The sequence below is a fragment of the Saccharopolyspora dendranthemae genome (assembly GCF_007829955.1).
GTDB lineage: Bacteria > Actinomycetota > Actinomycetes > Mycobacteriales > Pseudonocardiaceae > Saccharopolyspora > Saccharopolyspora dendranthemae.
Map to the genome: position 1 here is coordinate 1,327,044 of NZ_VIWX01000001.1, position 16,024 is coordinate 1,343,067.

Here is a 16,024-nt window from a genome sequence, read left to right on the forward strand (position 1 = left end):
TTCACTCCTCGGGTCGGAGGTAGTTGTCGAGCACGGTGCGCAACTGCGCGTCGAGGCGTTCCGGCGGCAGCGAGTCGGACACGATGCGCGCGGACAGGACCGCGGACTGCACCAGCAGCAGGACCATCGCGGCGATCTCGTCGGGGTCGCCCGACCTGACCGAGCCGGTCGCCTGCCCGCCGCGGATCGCGACGCCGAGCACGTCCAGAACTCGCTGCTGGCTGGTGCCGAGCCGGTCGAACACGTAGGTGATCAGCAGTTCCGGATCGGTCTCGAGGATCTTGATGAACAGCGGGTGCTGCCGCATGGCCGAGGCGGTCCGCACGATCCCGTCGAGACCGTGGTCGAGGGAACCGTCGCCGACGCCCTCGGGGAGCAGGCCGACGAGTTCCCGGGTGAGCAGGTCCGCCGACAACGTCCGCACGTCAGCCCATCGCCGGTAGACCGTGGGACGACTGACCCCGGCGCGGCGCGCGACCTCGGCCAGCGTGGTGCGCCGAATCCCGACCGCGAGCACGCACTGCTTCGCCGCGTCCAGGATCGCGTCGTCATTACGACTTGACGTCATGTGTAAAACTGTAACGCATGACTGAGCTCGAACACCGCACCCCGGAGCAGGAGTGGAACGCCTGGGGCACCGCCGAGGGCGCGAGCCCCGTGGGCGAAGAGGTCCGCACCCTGCTGGAGCAGTTCCTCGGTGTGGTGCGCCGCGACACGCCCTCGGTGGACCGGCCGGACGTGCGCGTAGGAGCCTCGCAGCTCTCCGACGAGGTCCGCACCGCGCTGGCGGCGATCGTCGGCGAGGACGGCGTGCGCACCGACGACCACACCAGGCTGCTGCACGCCGGCGGCAAGAGCACGCCCGACCTGCTGCGCCGCCGTGCGGGCGAGGCGGAATCCGCGCCTGATGCCGTGGTGCTCCCCGCCTCTCACGCGCAGGTGGGCGCACTGCTGGCGCTGTGCGCCGAACGCCGCGTCGCGGTGGTCCCCTTTGGGGGTGGGACCAGCGTCGTCGGCGGCGTCGAACCCGAGCGCGGCGGTTTCGACTTGGTGATCGCGCTGGACCTGCGGCTGCTGGACGAGCTGGTGGAGGTCGACGCGGAGTCCCGGACCGCGACCTTGCAGGCCGGGCTGCGCGGCCCGGAGGCCGAGGAGCTGCTGGGCAAGCACGGCTTCACCCTGGGTCACTTCCCGCAGAGCTTCGAGCACGCCAGCATCGGCGGCTTCGCGGCCACGCGATCCTCCGGCCAGGCCTCGTCGGGGTACGGGCGGTTCGACGACATGGTGCAGCGCTTGCGCGTCGCGACCCCGAACGGGGAGCTCGACCTCGGCCGAGGCCCCGGGTCGGCGGCCGGGCCGGACCTGCGTCAGCTCTTCCTCGGCTCGGAGGGCGCGCTGGGGATCATCACCGAGGTGACCGTCCGCGTGCACCCGAAACCTCAGGAGGTGGAGTCCGAAGCGTGGTCGTTCCCGGACTTCGCCACGGGGGCGAAGGCGCTGCGCGCGCTGGCGCAGAACGAGGCGCTTCCCACGGTCGCCCGGCTCTCCGACGAGGCCGAGACGATGGTCAACCTCGCCTCCGCGCACTCCGTCGGTGCCGGGGAGCAGTCCGGCGGATGCTTGATGATCACGCGCTACGAGGGCAACCGGATCGCTGGTCACGCGCGGACGAGCGAGCTGCTGGCGGCATCCGGCGGCACGTCGCTCGGCGCCGAGGCCGCCGAGCAGTGGAGCCACGGCCGGTACCACGGGCCCTACCTGCGGGACGCGCTGCTCGACGTCAACGCCGTCGTGGAGACGCTGGAGACCGCGAGCACGTGGTCCAAGCTGACGGAGACCTGCGACGCCGTTCGGGGTGCGCTCACCGAATCGCTGGAGGCGCAAGGAACTCCGCCGCTGGTCATGTGCCACATCTCGCACGTCTACCCGACGGGGGCGTCGCTGTACTTCACCGTGGCCTTCGCGCGCGGCGAGGACCCGAGGGCGCAGTGGTGGCAGGCCAAGCGAGCGGTCGGCGACGCCATCGTGCGGTCCGGCGCCACCATCACCCACCACCACGCCGTGGGGACGGACCACCGCGCGTGGATGACCGACGAGATCGGCGACCTCGGCGTGGCGGTGCTGCGCGCCGTCAAGTCCACTGTGGACCCCTCCGGAGTGCTGAACCCCGGCAAGCTGATCCCGTGATCACCGATATCGCGCTGCTGGTCAACCCGAAGTCGGGGCAGGGGCGCACCGCGGCCGTCGCGGTGCGCGCCCTGCGGCACCTGCGGAAGTCCGGGGTGTCGACGACCGTGCTGGTGGGCAAGGACGAGGCCGATTCGCTCGCGCTCGCGCGCCGGGCCGTCGAATCGGGCACGGACGCGCTGGTGGCCTGCGGTGGCGACGGGATCGTCAACGTCGCGCTGCAAGCGGTCGCCGGAACCGCGACGCCGTTCGGCGTGATCCCGTCCGGAACGGGCAACGACCACGCCCGGATGCTGGGGATCCCGCGTCACGACCCGATTGCCGCTGCCCGAGTGCTGCTCAACGGAGCGGTGCGTCCGATCGACCTCGGACGCGTCGGCGACCGCTGGTTCGGCACGGTGTTCTCCGGCGGTTTCGACGCCCTGGTCAGCGAGCGCACCAACCAGCTGACGTGGCCGCACGGCAAGCTCCGCTACAACCTCGCGATGCTCGTCGAACTGGCCGCGCTGCGCCCGCTCGACTACGTCCTGGAACTCGACGACCAGAAGCTGGAGACGTCGGGCGTCCTGGTCGCGGTCGGCAACGGCCAGACCTACGGCGGCGGCATGAAGATCTGCCCGGAGGCGGTACCGGACGACGGCCTGCTCGACGTCACCGTCATCGGAGAGGCCAGGCGCGACCAGCTCGTGCGCCTCCTGCCCACGATCTACACGGGCAAGCACGTCGAACGCTCCCAGGTGACGACGTACCGGGCCCGCCGGGTCCACGTGTCCACGCCGGGCGTCGTCGGATACGCCGACGGCGAGCGCTTCGGGCCGCTGCCGGTGACCTGCGAATGCGTCCCGCTCGCCGCCCACGCCCTCGTGCCCGCCTAGGAGCCTTCCGGTCGCGGAGGTCGAGCACGCGCCCGGCCTCCGCGACGAACCGCCCTGCGGACTGCAGGGCCGCAGTCCACGCGGGACGAGCCGGCGACCTCAGCGGGTAGCACCGAATGATGCGCACGCTCTCCCACGCGACTTGCCAGAGCGAATTTCCCCGCAGGGACATCATCTTGGGAATCAGTGGTGTGAGAGAGGGCATACCGCTTCGCCGCTCTTCCACGCCGTCTCTAGTGTGGTGCCCGTGAGGGAGTCACTGACACGGCAACACGGCCTGGGGAAGCTGCTCGTGCTTCCCCTGCTCGTGCTGGGCTTTCTCCTCGTGCCGTTCGTGCTCCTCCCGGCGCACGCGCTTCCCGGGCACGCCGAGCTGATGTCCGCGTCGCATTCCACGACCGGGCACCACGGCGAAGCAGGCGAGCACGAACACACCGATGCCGCAGCGCCTGTCGCCGCAGCGGCCCCGAGCCATGACCACGGCCCCGAGCACGGGGCGCCGCACTGCGACGCCGGGCCGACCTTCAGCGCCGCCGTTCTCACGAGGCCCCCGAGCGGTTCAGTCGACCTGGACCTCGTCCTGCTCGCGCTGAGCTTCGCCGCATCGTCGGCGCTGCTGCTCACGCACGCGGCCTGGGCACCGCGGCTTCGGCACTGGCTGTCGAGACCACCGTGGAGACCATCCGGAACCGCTTTCCTCCACTTGGCGTGCATCGCGCGAACCTGATGTCCGCGAAGGGCACTCGTTCGCTCGATCGCGGCTGAACTCCTCCTGAACGCGGACTCATGCGTTCCTGAATTCGCCTCGCCGATCGCCGAAACCGGACGGGTACCTGTTCGCGCGACGACGACGCCATTCCCGATTACCGCCGATCTCCGGCGTTCGCGTCGTCGCACGCGCATCGGTTCACGCTTTCCGCTCTTTCATCGCGGTGGCGCACCGAAGTGCGCCCCGAAGACTCGGAGGTTCGCAGTGATCCACGATTCGGTGATCGGCTGTGTCGGTTCAACCCCGATGGTGCGACTCAGCCGGTGTTTCCCCGAACCTGAAGTGGAAGTGCTCGCCAAGCTGGAGATGCTCAACCCGGGTGGCAGCATGAAGGACCGCCCGGCGCGGTTCATCGTCGAGCAGGGCTTGGCCGACGGGACGTTGCGTCCCGGAATGCGGCTCGTGGAGAGCACGTCCGGCAACCTCGGCATCGCCCTGGCCATGGCGGCCGGATTGCACGGGTTGTCGTTCACCGCCGTGGTCGACCCCAAGACGTCTCCGATCAACCTGCGCCTGCTGGAGCTCTTCGGCGCCGACGTCGACATGGTCACCGAGCCGGACGACGCGGGCGGCTACCTGCACTCGCGCGTCAGCCGGGCTCAGGAGCTCGTGCGGTCGATTCCCCATGCGACGCAGATCAATCAGTACGCCAACGAGCTGAACTGGCGCAGCTACCACGAGACGGCCGGTGAGGAGATCCTCGACGCGGTCGAGGGCCCGATCGACTACCTGGTGGCAGCGGTGTCCACGACCGGGTCCATCCAGGGCATCGCCCGACGCCTGCGCGAGGAGCACCCGGATCTGAAGGTCGTCGCCGTCGACGCGGTCGGTTCGGTCATCTTCGGCGCCCCACCCGGCCCGAGGCAGATCCCCGGTTTCGGGGCCAGCCGAGTCCCGGAGATCTACGACCCGGGCGAGATCAACGACGTCCTGCACGTCGCCGACGCGGAGTCGGCAGCGGGGTGCCGGCGGCTGCTGGCCGCCGAGAAGGTCTTCGCCGGAGGCTCTTCGGGTGCGGTCATCGCCGGAGTCGAGCACCTCATCTCCAGGCTCACCGGCCCGGCGCGAATCGTGACGGTGCTGCCCGACCGCGGCGAGCGCTACCTGGACCTCGTGTACGACGACGAGTGGGTCGCGGACCTGCCCGACCCGTGGCAGGAGCCCGAGGCGGTGACACCGTGACCCGAGCACTGCGCACGCCGCCCACCCCGGCACCGCGGCCGGCCGATCCCGAGGACGGTCACGGCCGCAACCTCCTCCTGCTGTGGGCAGGGCAGTTCGTCAACACCGCCGGGCTGATGATGCTGGTGCCGATCATGCCGTTCTACCTGCGGCAGATCGGCACCAGCGGCGTCGCCGAAACCCAGACCTGGGCCGGGGTGGCCATCGCTGCCCCGGCCCTGGCGCTCACCGTCGCCACCCCGCTGTGGGGGCGGCTGGGAGACCGCATCGGCCGCAAGTGGATGGTGGTGCGCGCACTGCTGGGACTGGCGGTGGCCATGGTCGTCATGGCCACCGCCGGCTCCCCGCTGCTGCTCGTCGCCGGTCGCCTGCTGCAGGGCACGCTCGGCGGAGTCGTCGAGGCCGCCGCCGCGTTCGCCGGGTCCGCGGGCTCGGACGAGAAGCGCGGCTCGTCGCTGGGCAAATCGTTCAGCGCCACCGCAGCGGGAGCGTTGGCCGGTCCCATCGCGGGCGGCCTGTTCGTCGGCTCAGGCGGCCTGCCGCAGCTCATGCTCGTGATCGCCGGAGCCGCGACCGCGCTCGCTGCGGCCAGCGCGGTCGGTCTGCGCGAGCCCGCGCGCGAACCAGCCACCACGGGCGGTGGCGAGACCGCGGCACGGCCACGGCGTCGTCCCTCGGTGCGGGAAGTCCCAGGTGCCGCAGCGCTGGCCCTGGCCGCGATCGCGGCGTACTTCGGCGTCTACGGCCTGATCCCGGTCTACGCCGAGCACGTCGAAGGCATCGTCGCCGAGCGAGGCGGCGCGAGCCTGTGGGTCGGCGTCCTGCACTCGGTGATGTGGGGGGCGACCCTGCTCGGCTCGTTCTGGTGGGGCAAGCGCAACGACCTCACCGGACGGCCGGTGCGCACCTTCACGCTCAGCGCCGGCGGGTGCGCGGCCTCCATCGCGGTCGTCGCCTTGCCCCTGGACCCCTACGCGATGATCCCACTGCGCCTGGTGCAGGGCTTCTGCTTCGCAGCGCTGGCCCAATCGCTGTTCCTGCACTTCAGCAAGCACGCTCCCGCCGACCACAAGAGCGCGTTCGTCAGCACCGCCAACAGCTACCTGCTCATCGGCCAATCCGCGGGCCCGCTGCTGGCCGGCCCGCTGGTCGGGCTCATGCCCGTTCCCGGTGCGGTGCTCGTCATGGCCGGAGCCTGCGCGCTGGGATGCCTGCTGGCCCTGACACCCTCTGCGGGGGAGAAGCACTCCCGCGACGTGAACGCGGCCGAGGACGTCGACGAGCTGACCCGGCCGATCCCCGCCGTCGCGTCGTCGCGCAACGGAGTTGCCATCGCCCCGTTCCGCGGCTGGCGCAGCACCCAGCAGCACCTCCACGCGCTCGCAGGTCGACACGCGACTCCGTGGAACGAAACCCGCTCGGCTGGTGGAACTCTGGCTGAGTGGCAGCGCAGCGGCCGGATCATCCGGGATCGGCGTCCCGCGCTCTACGCCTACGAGCAGTTCGGGCCGCACGGGACCCTCCGCGGCGTGGTGGCCTCGGTGCACCTGGACAGCGGGCTGCTCCCGCACCAGGACGTCATCCCCGACCACGTCCAGCGGCTCACCGACGTCATGGAACACCATCGGGCCAACCTCGACCCCGCACTGCTCGGCTTCTCCGGCGACGGCCGCACCGCGGCCTGCGTTGACGACGCCGCTCAACGCCCGCCCGTCACCGAAGCACTGGCGCACGACGGCCAAACGCACCGCCTGTGGCCCATCACCGATCACCTGCAGCAGGATCAGATCATCGCCGAGCTGGACGATCGGGCCGCCTTCATCGCCGACGGCCACCACCGCCACGCCGCGGCGCGGCAGCACCGGCGCGCAGCCCACGCCGCCGGGCTGGGCCCGGGCCCGTGGGACCACTTCCCCGCCTTGCTGGTCGACGTCACCACGACCCCGATGAGCCTCGCCCCCGTGCACCGCGTGCTGCCCCACCTCGACCCGCGCCAGGCGCTGCACATGGCCTCCACCCGGTTCCGCGTCACCCGGATGCAAGGCGAGATCGCTGACTGGACCGCGATGCTGAAGCACCACGCGAAGCACGGGCCGGCCTACGTCCTGGCCACACCACGCGGTGGATTCCTGCTCACCGCACCACAACCGCGCTTCCTGGACGCAGCGCTGGAAGGCACGCCCGCAGCGCTGCGCACGATGGACGTCGCGATCCTGGACGCGGCGCTGCTCGACCACGTGTGGCAGATCCCGGACCGTCCCGGGCACATCGACTACGAGCCGAACCCGCACGCCGCCCTCCGCGTGGTCCGCGACAGCGGAGGCGTCGCCGTGCTCACCGCTCCCCCGACCCAGCAAGACCTCACAAGCGCTGCCACCTCAGGAATCCGCCTGCCTCCCCGGTCCACGTCGTTCGGGCCGAAACCACACCCGGGCTTGGTGTTCCGGACGTTCGACGACCGCTGAGAGACCAGCCCCCGCAGGAAACCTGCTTCCTGCGGGCGTTAGCCGGAAACCCGAGCCAAGACCGACTCGGCCGGTCCTCCATCCCGTCGCGAACTGGAAACGCGGGGCGTTGAGGCCACGCATTGCCGGTGCCGAGGTTCTTCTCCGATGTGCTGCCGGAGCCGGCCCGGTGTGCCTGGTTAACTTGATAATTCTGCACACCGAGGTGTGGGATGCTGGGTCGTGGTTGATCTCGGGAGTGGTCGATGTCGTCGTTCGAGGTGCCGCGATCAGGCATCTTCATCAGTTACCGCCGAAGCACCGATCCACACGCAGCAGCACGTCTGCGCGATGGAGCTGTGACTCGGTTTGGCAAGGATCGAGTGTTCTTCGACGTGGGGCTCGCTCCTGGGCTGGACTACGTCGACGCCATTGAGGAAGCGCTCAAGTCCTGCACGGTGCTGTTCGCCGTGATCGGCCCCAGGTGGGTGGACGCCACTGACGAGCACGGGAAGCGGCGGTTGGACGACCCCACCGACCTGGTGGTTCGCGAGATCGCAACGGCACTGCGCAACGACGTTCAGGTCGTCCCGGTCCTGCTTGACGGAACCGTGATGCCGACCAGCGGAGACTTGCCGACCAAGTTGAGACCGTTGGTTCGACGGAACGCAGCAACGGTCAAGCACGACACGTTTGAGAGCGATCTCGCCAAGCTGCTGACGCAACTCAAGCCCTTCTTGCGGGGTCGAGAACGCTCCGCGGCCCAATCACGAGGCGCGATGCAGGAGCATCCAGCCGAAACGAGCGTCCGGCAGGAAACTGAACTCGTGCCCGGCTCAGCAGCGTTCCGCTCGACCATCCCTGACGGTCCGCCTGCTCGACGTGAGCTGCTGCTGCGCCTCACCGGGTGGGCCGAACAGCTGGCACAGAACCAACTCGTCGCGCCCGCCACCTTCTATGGAAAGACGAGAACAACTCTGCTTCTCCGGATCGACGGAAAGAGCGGTCTGGTGACCGTCTACAACGACGCGAAGTCAGCCTATCTCCAGCTCAGCAGAAGCGTTTTCGAGCGGTTCGCGCCTGGCTCGATCTCAGTCGTGGAATCTCTCATCAAATCCCGGATCGGCCAAGGCACCACAACCCGAGACGTTTCACCTGAACTCCTTGACGCACTTACCCAGGCATACCGGGAAGCAGCGACCAAGAGGACACTTGATGTGGGGTTCACCGACCCACCCAAGGATGTGTGGCGAGGCGAGAAGGTGTCGGAGATCGCCGCTGAACCGGACCTGGTCGTTGACCATGAGCGGGACTTCTCGCCGCCCGACGCCAGGTGATCGACCAGCATTCCAGCCCACCCCTGGCCTGAACTCCGCCAGCAGAACCGTCTCGTGGGCTTCCACGATCAAACGAGCCGGCGAAGTCGGGTACGCGGGGTCAGCGTGGCGTTAGGGTGGCACACGAAGGCCTCCGGTTGATGAAGCGGTTTCTAGACAACTCCACTTCACAACCAGAGGCCTTCACCTGTCTGCACAACACACACCACCGGGACGCCGTCCCCGGACGCGACAACGAGCACCGAACAGGAGAACGCGATGCCCACCCGACCTCGCACGGTGGCGTTCGACGTCGTCGAAACGCTCCTGTCCCTGGAACCCCTGCGGCCCCGGTTCGCCGACGCGGGACTCGCCCCCGAACTGCTCGAGCGCTGGTTCGACCGGCTCCTGCGCGACGGCATGGCCTTGACCCTCGCCGGTGACTACGCGAATTTCCCCACCGTCGCCGCAGCGGCGCTGAAGACGCTCGCCCGCGGCGACCTCGACGACGACACCATCGCCCACGTCCTGGCGGGATTCCACGACCTCCCGGCGCATCCCGATGTCGAACCCGCCATGCGTGCGCTCTCCGAGGCGGGCATCTCCGCGGTCTGCCTGAGCAACGGCACCGCCGAGACCACGACCAGGTTCCTGGAGCACAACGAACTCGATCAGCACGTCGACCAGGTCATCAGCGTCGCCGACGTCCACAGCTGGAAGCCGCCCGTCCGCGTCTACGAGCACGCGCTCCACGAGATCGGCCGAGCCCCGCACGAGGTCGCCCTGGTCGCAGTGCACGCGTTCGACTGCCACGGTGCGAAACGAGCCGGGCTCACCACCGGTTGGGCCGACCGCCTCGAAGGCCACTACAGCGAAATTTTCACCCCGGCGGACATCGTCGGAGTCGATCTCGTCGACGTCGCCCGGCAGCTCGCAGCGCTGCCACCCGCAGCGGGCTGAGAGGCGCCGCGCGAGGACTCCGGCCCGGTTCACCGGATTCGCCCGCTACGACGGTCTCCCGCGCCGCACCGCGCGCATCGCGGCCAGCACGCGTGCGTGCGGGGCGACGCCGGTGGAGCGCCGGTGCGCCGGGTCAGGACCGGTCAGCCGTCCCCCGGCCACGACGTGCAGCGTGACCACGATCGCGACAGCCTCCACCGCGAGCAGGCCGATCAGCACGAACAGCTGCACGATCCCCGCGTCGACCGGGCTCGCGCCGCCCAGCAGCATGCCGACGAACGCTCCGGGCAACGTCACCGTGCCCACCGTCCGGGTCTGGTCCAACGCGGGGACCAGCGCGTTGCCGGCGACGGGTTGCGCGATCTCCAGCCTGGACCGGCTGTCGCTCAACCCCAGCGACAGCGCGGCCTCCACCTCTCCGCGACGCTGGTGCAACTCCTCCAGCAGCCTGCGCCCGGCGAGCGCGGTCGCGGTCAACGCACCACCGATGAGCTGACCCACCAGCGGAACCAGCACCAGCCCCCGCAACGGGACCGCGCCGGACCCCACCAAGATCGCCACGACGGGGCCCACGCCCACCGCGATCGGCACTCCCGCCCACCACCACGTGCGATCGGGGGTGATCCGCCGCCCAGCGGTGCGCGTCGCGATCACGAACATCAGGGCCAAGAACGCCACGACCAGCGCGACCGAGTTGACGATCGCAGCGATGACCGAGGACACGATCAGCAGCTGCAGCGCTCCCCGGACACCAGCTCCCAGGATCGACCACCACCGGGTCAGACCTCCCAAGGCGACGACCCCTGCCGTCGCCACGAGCAGCACGGCGATGACTCCGGCCAGAACGGGCGTGACCGGAATCCCGCCCGAGTGAGCAGCGAACGGCATGGACCGACCCTACTGATCGGACCCGATCCCGGGATCTCACGGCGCGCCGTGGCACGCACTGGTCGACCGTGACGGACGGCAGCCTCAACTGGGCTCACATTGCTACCAGTCGGTAGACAGGACAGGTGTCCAGCGGGGAGGATCACCTCCCGGACGATTTCTCGTTCGCTGCGCGTCCGGGATTGACTTCCCTCTCAATTTCTGGCATTTCTTTCGTAGCGGAACCGAATGAGGATTGGTCGGTTCAGCATTTTTCTCCAGGTTGTTATCGAGGTCGATTCGAGCCGACAGATCGACCAGTGTCGTGACTCACCCAGAAACACCACGAAGAAACAACAAGTGCATCCCTCTGCGCTCCTGACCAGCGCAGATAATGACATTCGGGCCCATTCCCCAACGCTTCCCCCAATAGACGACTCGCGGATTAGGGGGCTGTTCTCCCTTTGTGTTCTGCGGCCGTCGATCTAGTGTTCTCGAGGCGGAGGGGACATCGCGACGACATCGCAGCGCGAGTTCGGATGTGCGGGATGCACGCCGCTGAAGCTCGGTGCGTGAGCTTTCAGCGGGGATTCGTCGAGCAACGTCGAGATGTTTCCCTCCGTCTCCTCGGGACATTCGCGCCTGCTGGCCGGGAAGGGAACACCCATGCTCACGATGCATGAGTTCTTGTCCCGCCTCGTCAGCGACCCGGGAGCGCGATCGGCCTTCGAAGCCGATCCGCTCGGCTCGCTGAAGCAGGCCGATCTCGGGGAGATGAGCAGCACCGACGTGGTGCAGGCCGCGTCGCTGATGCTCGACCACGCACCGGTCGAGATCGTCGAGAAGCTGGTCCGGGCCACGCAGCCGGGCCTGGCTCGTCTCGGCGGCAACCAGCACGTGGCACTGACCTACCCTCTGCCGTCCTTCGTGGACGGTGACAACGAGATGGAGCACGAAAGCATGCCTACCCCCGACATCTTCTCGTCCCTGGGCGACGTCGACCGGATGATGCCCTCGTCCGAGACGAGCAACACCGACGAGAGCACCACCACCACCGAAACCTCCGAGGACACCAACGGCTCGAACAACCCGATCGGAGCGGGCAACGAGTTCCAGCTCGACGGCCTGATCGGCGACATCAACGCCGGAGACGTCTCGGGCATCACCAACAGCGGTGACATCAACGCGGGCAACGTGGTCGGCAACGGCGTGACCGACGTCGTCGGTGGCGTGACCGACACCGTGGGCGGCGTCGAAGGCGGCGACGTGATGGGCGGTCTCGGTGACATCGCTGGAGCCGGCGACATCACCGGTGGCCTGCAGGACCTCGGCGGTGTGATGCCCGAGGTCGGCGACGTCACCAACGCGCTGCCGGTCGAAGGCATGACCGACCTGGCCCCGCAGGGCTCGCTGATGGCGCCGGTTACCGGCGCCGACGGCCCCGTCGAGGGCACGGTCGGCGACCTGGCCGGAGGCCTGGACTTCTGATCCGCCCTCCCCTCGGTTGAGGGGTTCGCCGGTGGGAGGTACTGCCCCCGACAGCAGAACCTCCCACCGGTTCTTCTCCTCCGGAAGAACCCGTTCGTGTCCGAGACCAGTCCACCAGGGACTCGGCAACGAAATCCGTTCATGAGAAGCAGAACGGGCACCTACGACCCCACGCGGTCAGCTCCCTTCGGGGGCTGGCCCCGATGTCGGCGGTAACGCCACCAGCGGACCCGCCGAGCTGGCGCGGCGATCGACGAGCGATGGCGACGTGGGCTCGGGAGATCGACGGCACCGCCCTCCTCGGCAAGATCGCCGCAGGTGACGACGCTGCGATGAGGCAGCTGCACCGATTGCTCTGGGACTACGTGGTCGGGGTGATCGAGTGGACGGTCCAGGATCGGTCGCAGGCCGAAGAGGTCGCGCAGGAAGTGTTCATCGAGGTCTGGCGCACCGCCGCCCGGTACCGGCCTGAGCGGGGCAGCGTCGTGACCTGGGTTCTGACGCTGGCCAGGCGCCGCGCCATCGACCGGGTCCGTTCCACCGAAGCCTCCAGGCGGCGCGAAGCCCGCTACCTCAACGAGGTTTTCAGCAGGCCCTACGACAACGTGGTCGAGGAACTGCTCGCCGCATGGGAACACCAGCAGGTCCGCCTCCACCTCGACGGCCTGAGCGGCCTGCAGCAGCAGGCGGTCGAGCTCGTCTACTACCGCGGCCACACCTCCGGCGAGGCGGCGCAGCTGCTGGGCGTGCCGCGGGCGACGGTGAAGACGCGACTGCGCGATGCCTTGATCCGCCTCCGCCGCCAGCTCGCCGAGGACTCCTGACGAAGTACGCGGCTGCGGCTCGAACGGGTGGTGCGCAGCGGCGAGCAATCCTCGCGGTGTCCCGCTACGAACCCTCTGTGGAACGGCGTCGATCACCACGCGCGTCGAGATCCACCGAACGCATCCCGTGGTGCCAGGAGGACCTGCATGTTCGGAAAGAGCTACGTCACCAGAATCATCGACCACAGCACGAACACCTCGACCGACCGCCGGCGATTCCTGCGCAGCGCGGGAATCGGTGGCCTGGGCGTGCTCGGCGCTACCGCTCTCCCCGCGGCGGCAACGGGCACCGCGGCGGCGGAGACGACCGAATCCGGGGCGCCCAGCGACGGTGCTGTGCTCAACTTCGCGCTCAACCTCGAGTACCTAGAGGCCCAGTTCTACTCCTACGCAGTTCACGGCCGCGGTCTGCCGGAGTCGTTGACCAAGGGCACCGGCGATCCCGGCCCGGTCCACGGCGGCCGTGCGGTGCGCTTCGGCAGCAAGAAAGTCCGCCAGTACGCGCAGGAGATCGCCTCCGACGAACGGCAGCACGTCGAGTTCCTGCGCACCGCACTGGGTTCGGCGGCGGTCGGCCAGCCCGAGATCGACCTGCAGGACAGCTTCACCGCCGCCGCTCAGGCGGCCGGGCTCGTCAAACCCGGTAACACCTTCGATCCCTACGCCAACGAGGAGAACTTCCTGCTGGCGGCGTTCTTGTTCGAGGACGTCGGCGTCACCGCCTACAAGGGCGCCGCGCCCCTGATCCAGAACAAGACCTACCTGGAAGCCGCTGCGGGCATCCTGGCCGCCGAGGCGTACCACGCGGCGAACATCCGGACCGCCCTGTTCGAGAAGGAACCCGGGCTGCTGGGCACCGGCCTGCTCGGACGCGATCTCAAGGAAGCCACCGTCAAGCTGTCCGACGCCCGGGACAGCCTCGACGGCACCAGCGACGTGGACCAGGGCATCGTCAACGGTGACGGGGACGCCAACATCGTGCCCACCGACAAATTCGGCGTCACCTACAGCCGGAGCGCCGGGCAGGTCCTCAACGTGGTGTACCTGACCAACCAGCAGGCCACCTCCGGCGGGTTCTTCCCGCGCGGCGTCAACGGTGAGATCAACACCAGCGAGAACAACGCCTGACAGAGCGGCGCGGTGGCGGCCCCGTCGACCATCCCAGGGACGGGGCCGCACCACCGCGCCCTTCCCGATGCGGGCCATCTGGGCGGAAGGCGCCGGCTTCCCGCGTCGTAGAAGTCACGCTCTCCTCGGAGCTGCGCGGCACCGTCGGGCAGAGCGCTGTCGCTCACCAGGCCCCGGTCAGGCGGTGCCACGCGTCGGCGCGCCAGTCCCCGTCGACGGAAGTTCTGTTGCCCTCGCCGTCCCAGTGCACCAGTCCCCAGCCGTCGGGCTCGCCGTCCTCGTGCCAGCCGACCAACGGCCAGTAGGCGAAGTCCGTGTCGTTGTCGATCAGGAAGTCCACGAAGTTGTCGAACCAGGCTCGTGCCTTCGGGTCCTGCTCGTCGCCGGCCACGCCGAACTCGCTGATCCACAGCGGTGCGGTGTAGGGCTCGCCTTCCTCGGTGACGAAGAACGCCTGCCTGCGGAGCACGTCGTGCAGCTCCTCGCGAGTCAGGTCCTGGTAGCGAGGATCGTGGGTCTCGCCCGTGCCGGTCGCACCGCTGTGGTTGGGTCCCGTGTAACCGTAGAAGTGCGCTGAGTAGACGAGTTTTCCGGGCTCGGCCAACTGGTGCGACAAGGTTCGGACCGGCTCCAGGGTCGGCCGGCTGTGCGGGAACCCGTCCACCGGGAGCCCGACCCAGTTGATGCCTTCGATGATGATCAGCAGGTTCGGGTTGGCCTCGTTGAGGATGCGGTCACCGGCACGCTGCGAGGCCGCGAACCAGTCGTGCTCGTCTCCCAGCCCCCAGTTCGGGTCGTCGAGCACGTCGCGACGCACCTCGTTGTAGAGATCGGCACCGACCACGCGCGCGTTGTCCTTGTAGCGACCGGCCATGAAAAGCCAGTCCTCTTCCCATTCCTTGTCGCTCTGACTGCTGTTCCAGCGCTCGTTGCCATCCACTCCGCAGCACCAGCGCGTCGTGTTGGTGTGGTTGTTCAGGATCACGGCCAGGCCGCTGTCGGTGAGAGCCTGGACGGCGGCGTCGTAGACCTCCAACCTGGTCTTGCCGCTCAGCTCCGGATTCGCGGCGACGGCGGCGTCGGGCACGACCGCCTGGTCATCGATCATGTCGTTGGAGAAGGGCAGCCGGACGCTGTTGAGCCCGAGTTCCTGGAAGGAGCCGATGATGTCGCTCATCGAGGCCCTGTCCAGCCCGAGCGGGACGCCGTTGCTGTTCTCGCCGTCGTGGTGGTTGGCCGGATCATTGACGTCGCCGCTGCCGTTCCAGGTGCCGCTGGCACCGTGCCAGTTGCCGGCTTCCAGCTTGAACCGGTTGCCGTCGGCGTCGACGATGTGACGCCCTTCCGTGTGCAACGGACCTGACCAGGAGACTTCCCGCTCCACCGCGAGCGGTTGCACCGGCACCAGCATCGAGGCCGCGAGCACGGCGGCGAACACGTTGACGATCACGCGCACATCCCCACACATCGGTTCCCACGAGATCCGCCGATCCGCGCGCCGGCGTCCGGCTTCCAGTCTCGCAGCGATCAACGCACCGGAACGTGCGGGAAAATCCACACTTTCCCGCACGCCGCACGGGAGCAGGCGTCCCCGTCGCGACAACGCGGCGCACCTCGGCGCAGGGGGATCGTGTCGAGGATGTTGATGAATGACGACCGAAGGCCTACTCCGGTCGCGGGAACGCGGGTGTGTGAGTGGGGCGGGGAAGTTCTCATGAAAACTTCCCCATCCCAACGATCCGCTGGCACGCTGCCGGTCGCAGAACGAGCGCAACTTCTGCTGTGGACCCCGCAGCTTTTCGAGCCGGATCTGGACACCGATGAAGGCCATCCGCCATGTCATCGCCATTCGCAAAGAAAAACGGCCCCGCTCCCATGAGGAGCAAGGCCGCTGACCTGCATAAGAAATTGGTGCGCGATACTGAGCGTTTTCCACTTGGCTGAGTCGGGTGCCGGGTGCTGGTGAGGCCGGTGGCGGGACGTG

General features: G+C 68.7%; 13 protein-coding genes. 10 read left to right on the top strand and 3 right to left on the bottom strand.

From position 1 onward, the window contains the following. Window position 1: 1 nt before the first annotated feature. The gene (locus FHU35_RS05960; protein ID WP_145737343.1) at window positions 2–568 is read right to left on the bottom strand and encodes a TetR/AcrR family transcriptional regulator; all 567 of its coding nucleotides are present in this window, start codon (window positions 566–568) and stop codon (window positions 2–4) included. Window positions 569–585: 17 nt separating this feature from the next. Between FHU35_RS05960 and FHU35_RS29525 the strand changes: the two genes are divergently transcribed. From FHU35_RS29525 to FHU35_RS05995, 7 genes are all read left to right on the top strand, one after another. After that, window positions 586–2,187, top strand: a complete 1,602-nt coding sequence (locus FHU35_RS29525) for an FAD-binding oxidoreductase (protein WP_145737344.1) — start codon at window positions 586–588, stop codon at window positions 2,185–2,187. Continuing rightward, window positions 2,184–3,062, top strand: a complete 879-nt coding sequence (locus FHU35_RS29530) for a diacylglycerol kinase (protein WP_222429287.1) — start codon at window positions 2,184–2,186, stop codon at window positions 3,060–3,062. Before FHU35_RS29525 ends, FHU35_RS29530 begins: the two co-directional genes overlap by 4 nt. Before the next feature lie 247 nt (window positions 3,063–3,309). Next, window positions 3,310–3,789, top strand: coding sequence for a hypothetical protein (locus FHU35_RS05975; RefSeq protein WP_145737345.1), 480 nt, complete (start codon window positions 3,310–3,312; stop codon window positions 3,787–3,789). Between the two features lie 261 nt (window positions 3,790–4,050). Next, window positions 4,051–5,013, top strand: coding sequence for a 2,3-diaminopropionate biosynthesis protein SbnA (sbnA, locus tag FHU35_RS05980; protein ID WP_281290225.1), 963 nt, complete (start codon window positions 4,051–4,053; stop codon window positions 5,011–5,013). Further along, window positions 5,010–7,478, top strand: coding sequence for an MFS transporter (locus FHU35_RS05985; protein WP_145737347.1), 2,469 nt, complete (start codon window positions 5,010–5,012; stop codon window positions 7,476–7,478). Before sbnA ends, FHU35_RS05985 begins: the two co-directional genes overlap by 4 nt. Before the next feature lie 245 nt (window positions 7,479–7,723). After that, complete coding sequence (locus FHU35_RS05990) at window positions 7,724–8,794, top strand: TIR domain-containing protein (RefSeq protein ID WP_145737348.1); 1,071 nt, start codon at window positions 7,724–7,726, stop codon at window positions 8,792–8,794. 258 nt (window positions 8,795–9,052) lie between these two features. After that, on the top strand, window positions 9,053–9,733 hold the full coding sequence (locus FHU35_RS05995; RefSeq protein ID WP_145737349.1) for a haloacid dehalogenase type II: 681 nt from the start codon (window positions 9,053–9,055) through the stop codon (window positions 9,731–9,733). A 45-nt stretch (window positions 9,734–9,778) separates the two neighbouring features. Here the strand turns inward: FHU35_RS05995 and FHU35_RS06000 are convergent, their stop codons facing one another. After that, on the bottom strand, window positions 9,779–10,621 hold the full coding sequence (locus FHU35_RS06000; protein ID WP_145737350.1) for an ABC transporter permease: 843 nt from the start codon (window positions 10,619–10,621) through the stop codon (window positions 9,779–9,781). A gap of 645 nt (window positions 10,622–11,266) precedes the next feature. Here FHU35_RS06000 and FHU35_RS06005 point away from each other — a divergent pair. The 3 genes from FHU35_RS06005 to FHU35_RS06015 all read left to right on the top strand — a co-directional run bounded on the left by FHU35_RS06005 (window position 11,267) and on the right by FHU35_RS06015 (window position 14,040). Then, complete coding sequence (locus tag FHU35_RS06005) at window positions 11,267–12,088, top strand: IniB N-terminal domain-containing protein (protein WP_145737351.1); 822 nt, start codon at window positions 11,267–11,269, stop codon at window positions 12,086–12,088. A gap of 260 nt (window positions 12,089–12,348) precedes the next feature. Continuing rightward, window positions 12,349–12,912 (top strand): sigma-70 family RNA polymerase sigma factor, encoded by a 564-nt coding sequence (locus tag FHU35_RS06010; RefSeq protein WP_145737352.1) that lies wholly within the window; start codon window positions 12,349–12,351, stop codon window positions 12,910–12,912. A gap of 147 nt (window positions 12,913–13,059) precedes the next feature. Beyond that, the gene (locus FHU35_RS06015; protein WP_145737353.1) at window positions 13,060–14,040 is read left to right on the top strand and encodes a ferritin-like domain-containing protein; all 981 of its coding nucleotides are present in this window, start codon (window positions 13,060–13,062) and stop codon (window positions 14,038–14,040) included. Window positions 14,041–14,203: 163 nt separating this feature from the next. On the opposite strand, the gene FHU35_RS06020 is transcribed toward FHU35_RS06015, so the two are convergent. Next, window positions 14,204–15,490: a glycoside hydrolase family 5 protein gene (locus FHU35_RS06020; protein ID WP_342788489.1), complete on the bottom strand. Its 1,287-nt coding sequence runs from the start codon at window positions 15,488–15,490 to the stop codon at window positions 14,204–14,206. Window positions 15,491–16,024 lie beyond the last annotated feature (534 nt).

Bases quoted from the DNA above. Each gene is read 5' to 3' on its own strand.
- FHU35_RS05960 (WP_145737343.1), bottom strand. From the start codon at position 568: ATGACGTCAAGTCGTAATGACGACGCGATCCTGGACGCGGCGAAGCAG.
- FHU35_RS29525 (WP_145737344.1), top strand. From the start codon at position 586: ATGACTGAGCTCGAACACCGCACCCCGGAGCAGGAGTGGAACGCCTGG.
- FHU35_RS05990 (WP_145737348.1), top strand. From the start codon at position 7,724: ATGTCGTCGTTCGAGGTGCCGCGATCAGGCATCTTCATCAGTTACCGC.
- FHU35_RS05995 (WP_145737349.1), top strand. From the start codon at position 9,053: ATGCCCACCCGACCTCGCACGGTGGCGTTCGACGTCGTCGAAACGCTC.
- FHU35_RS06000 (WP_145737350.1), bottom strand. From the start codon at position 10,621: ATGCCGTTCGCTGCTCACTCGGGCGGGATTCCGGTCACGCCCGTTCTG.
- FHU35_RS06005 (WP_145737351.1), top strand. From the start codon at position 11,267: ATGCTCACGATGCATGAGTTCTTGTCCCGCCTCGTCAGCGACCCGGGA.
- FHU35_RS06010 (WP_145737352.1), top strand. From the start codon at position 12,349: ATGGCGACGTGGGCTCGGGAGATCGACGGCACCGCCCTCCTCGGCAAG.
- FHU35_RS06015 (WP_145737353.1), top strand. From the start codon at position 13,060: ATGTTCGGAAAGAGCTACGTCACCAGAATCATCGACCACAGCACGAAC.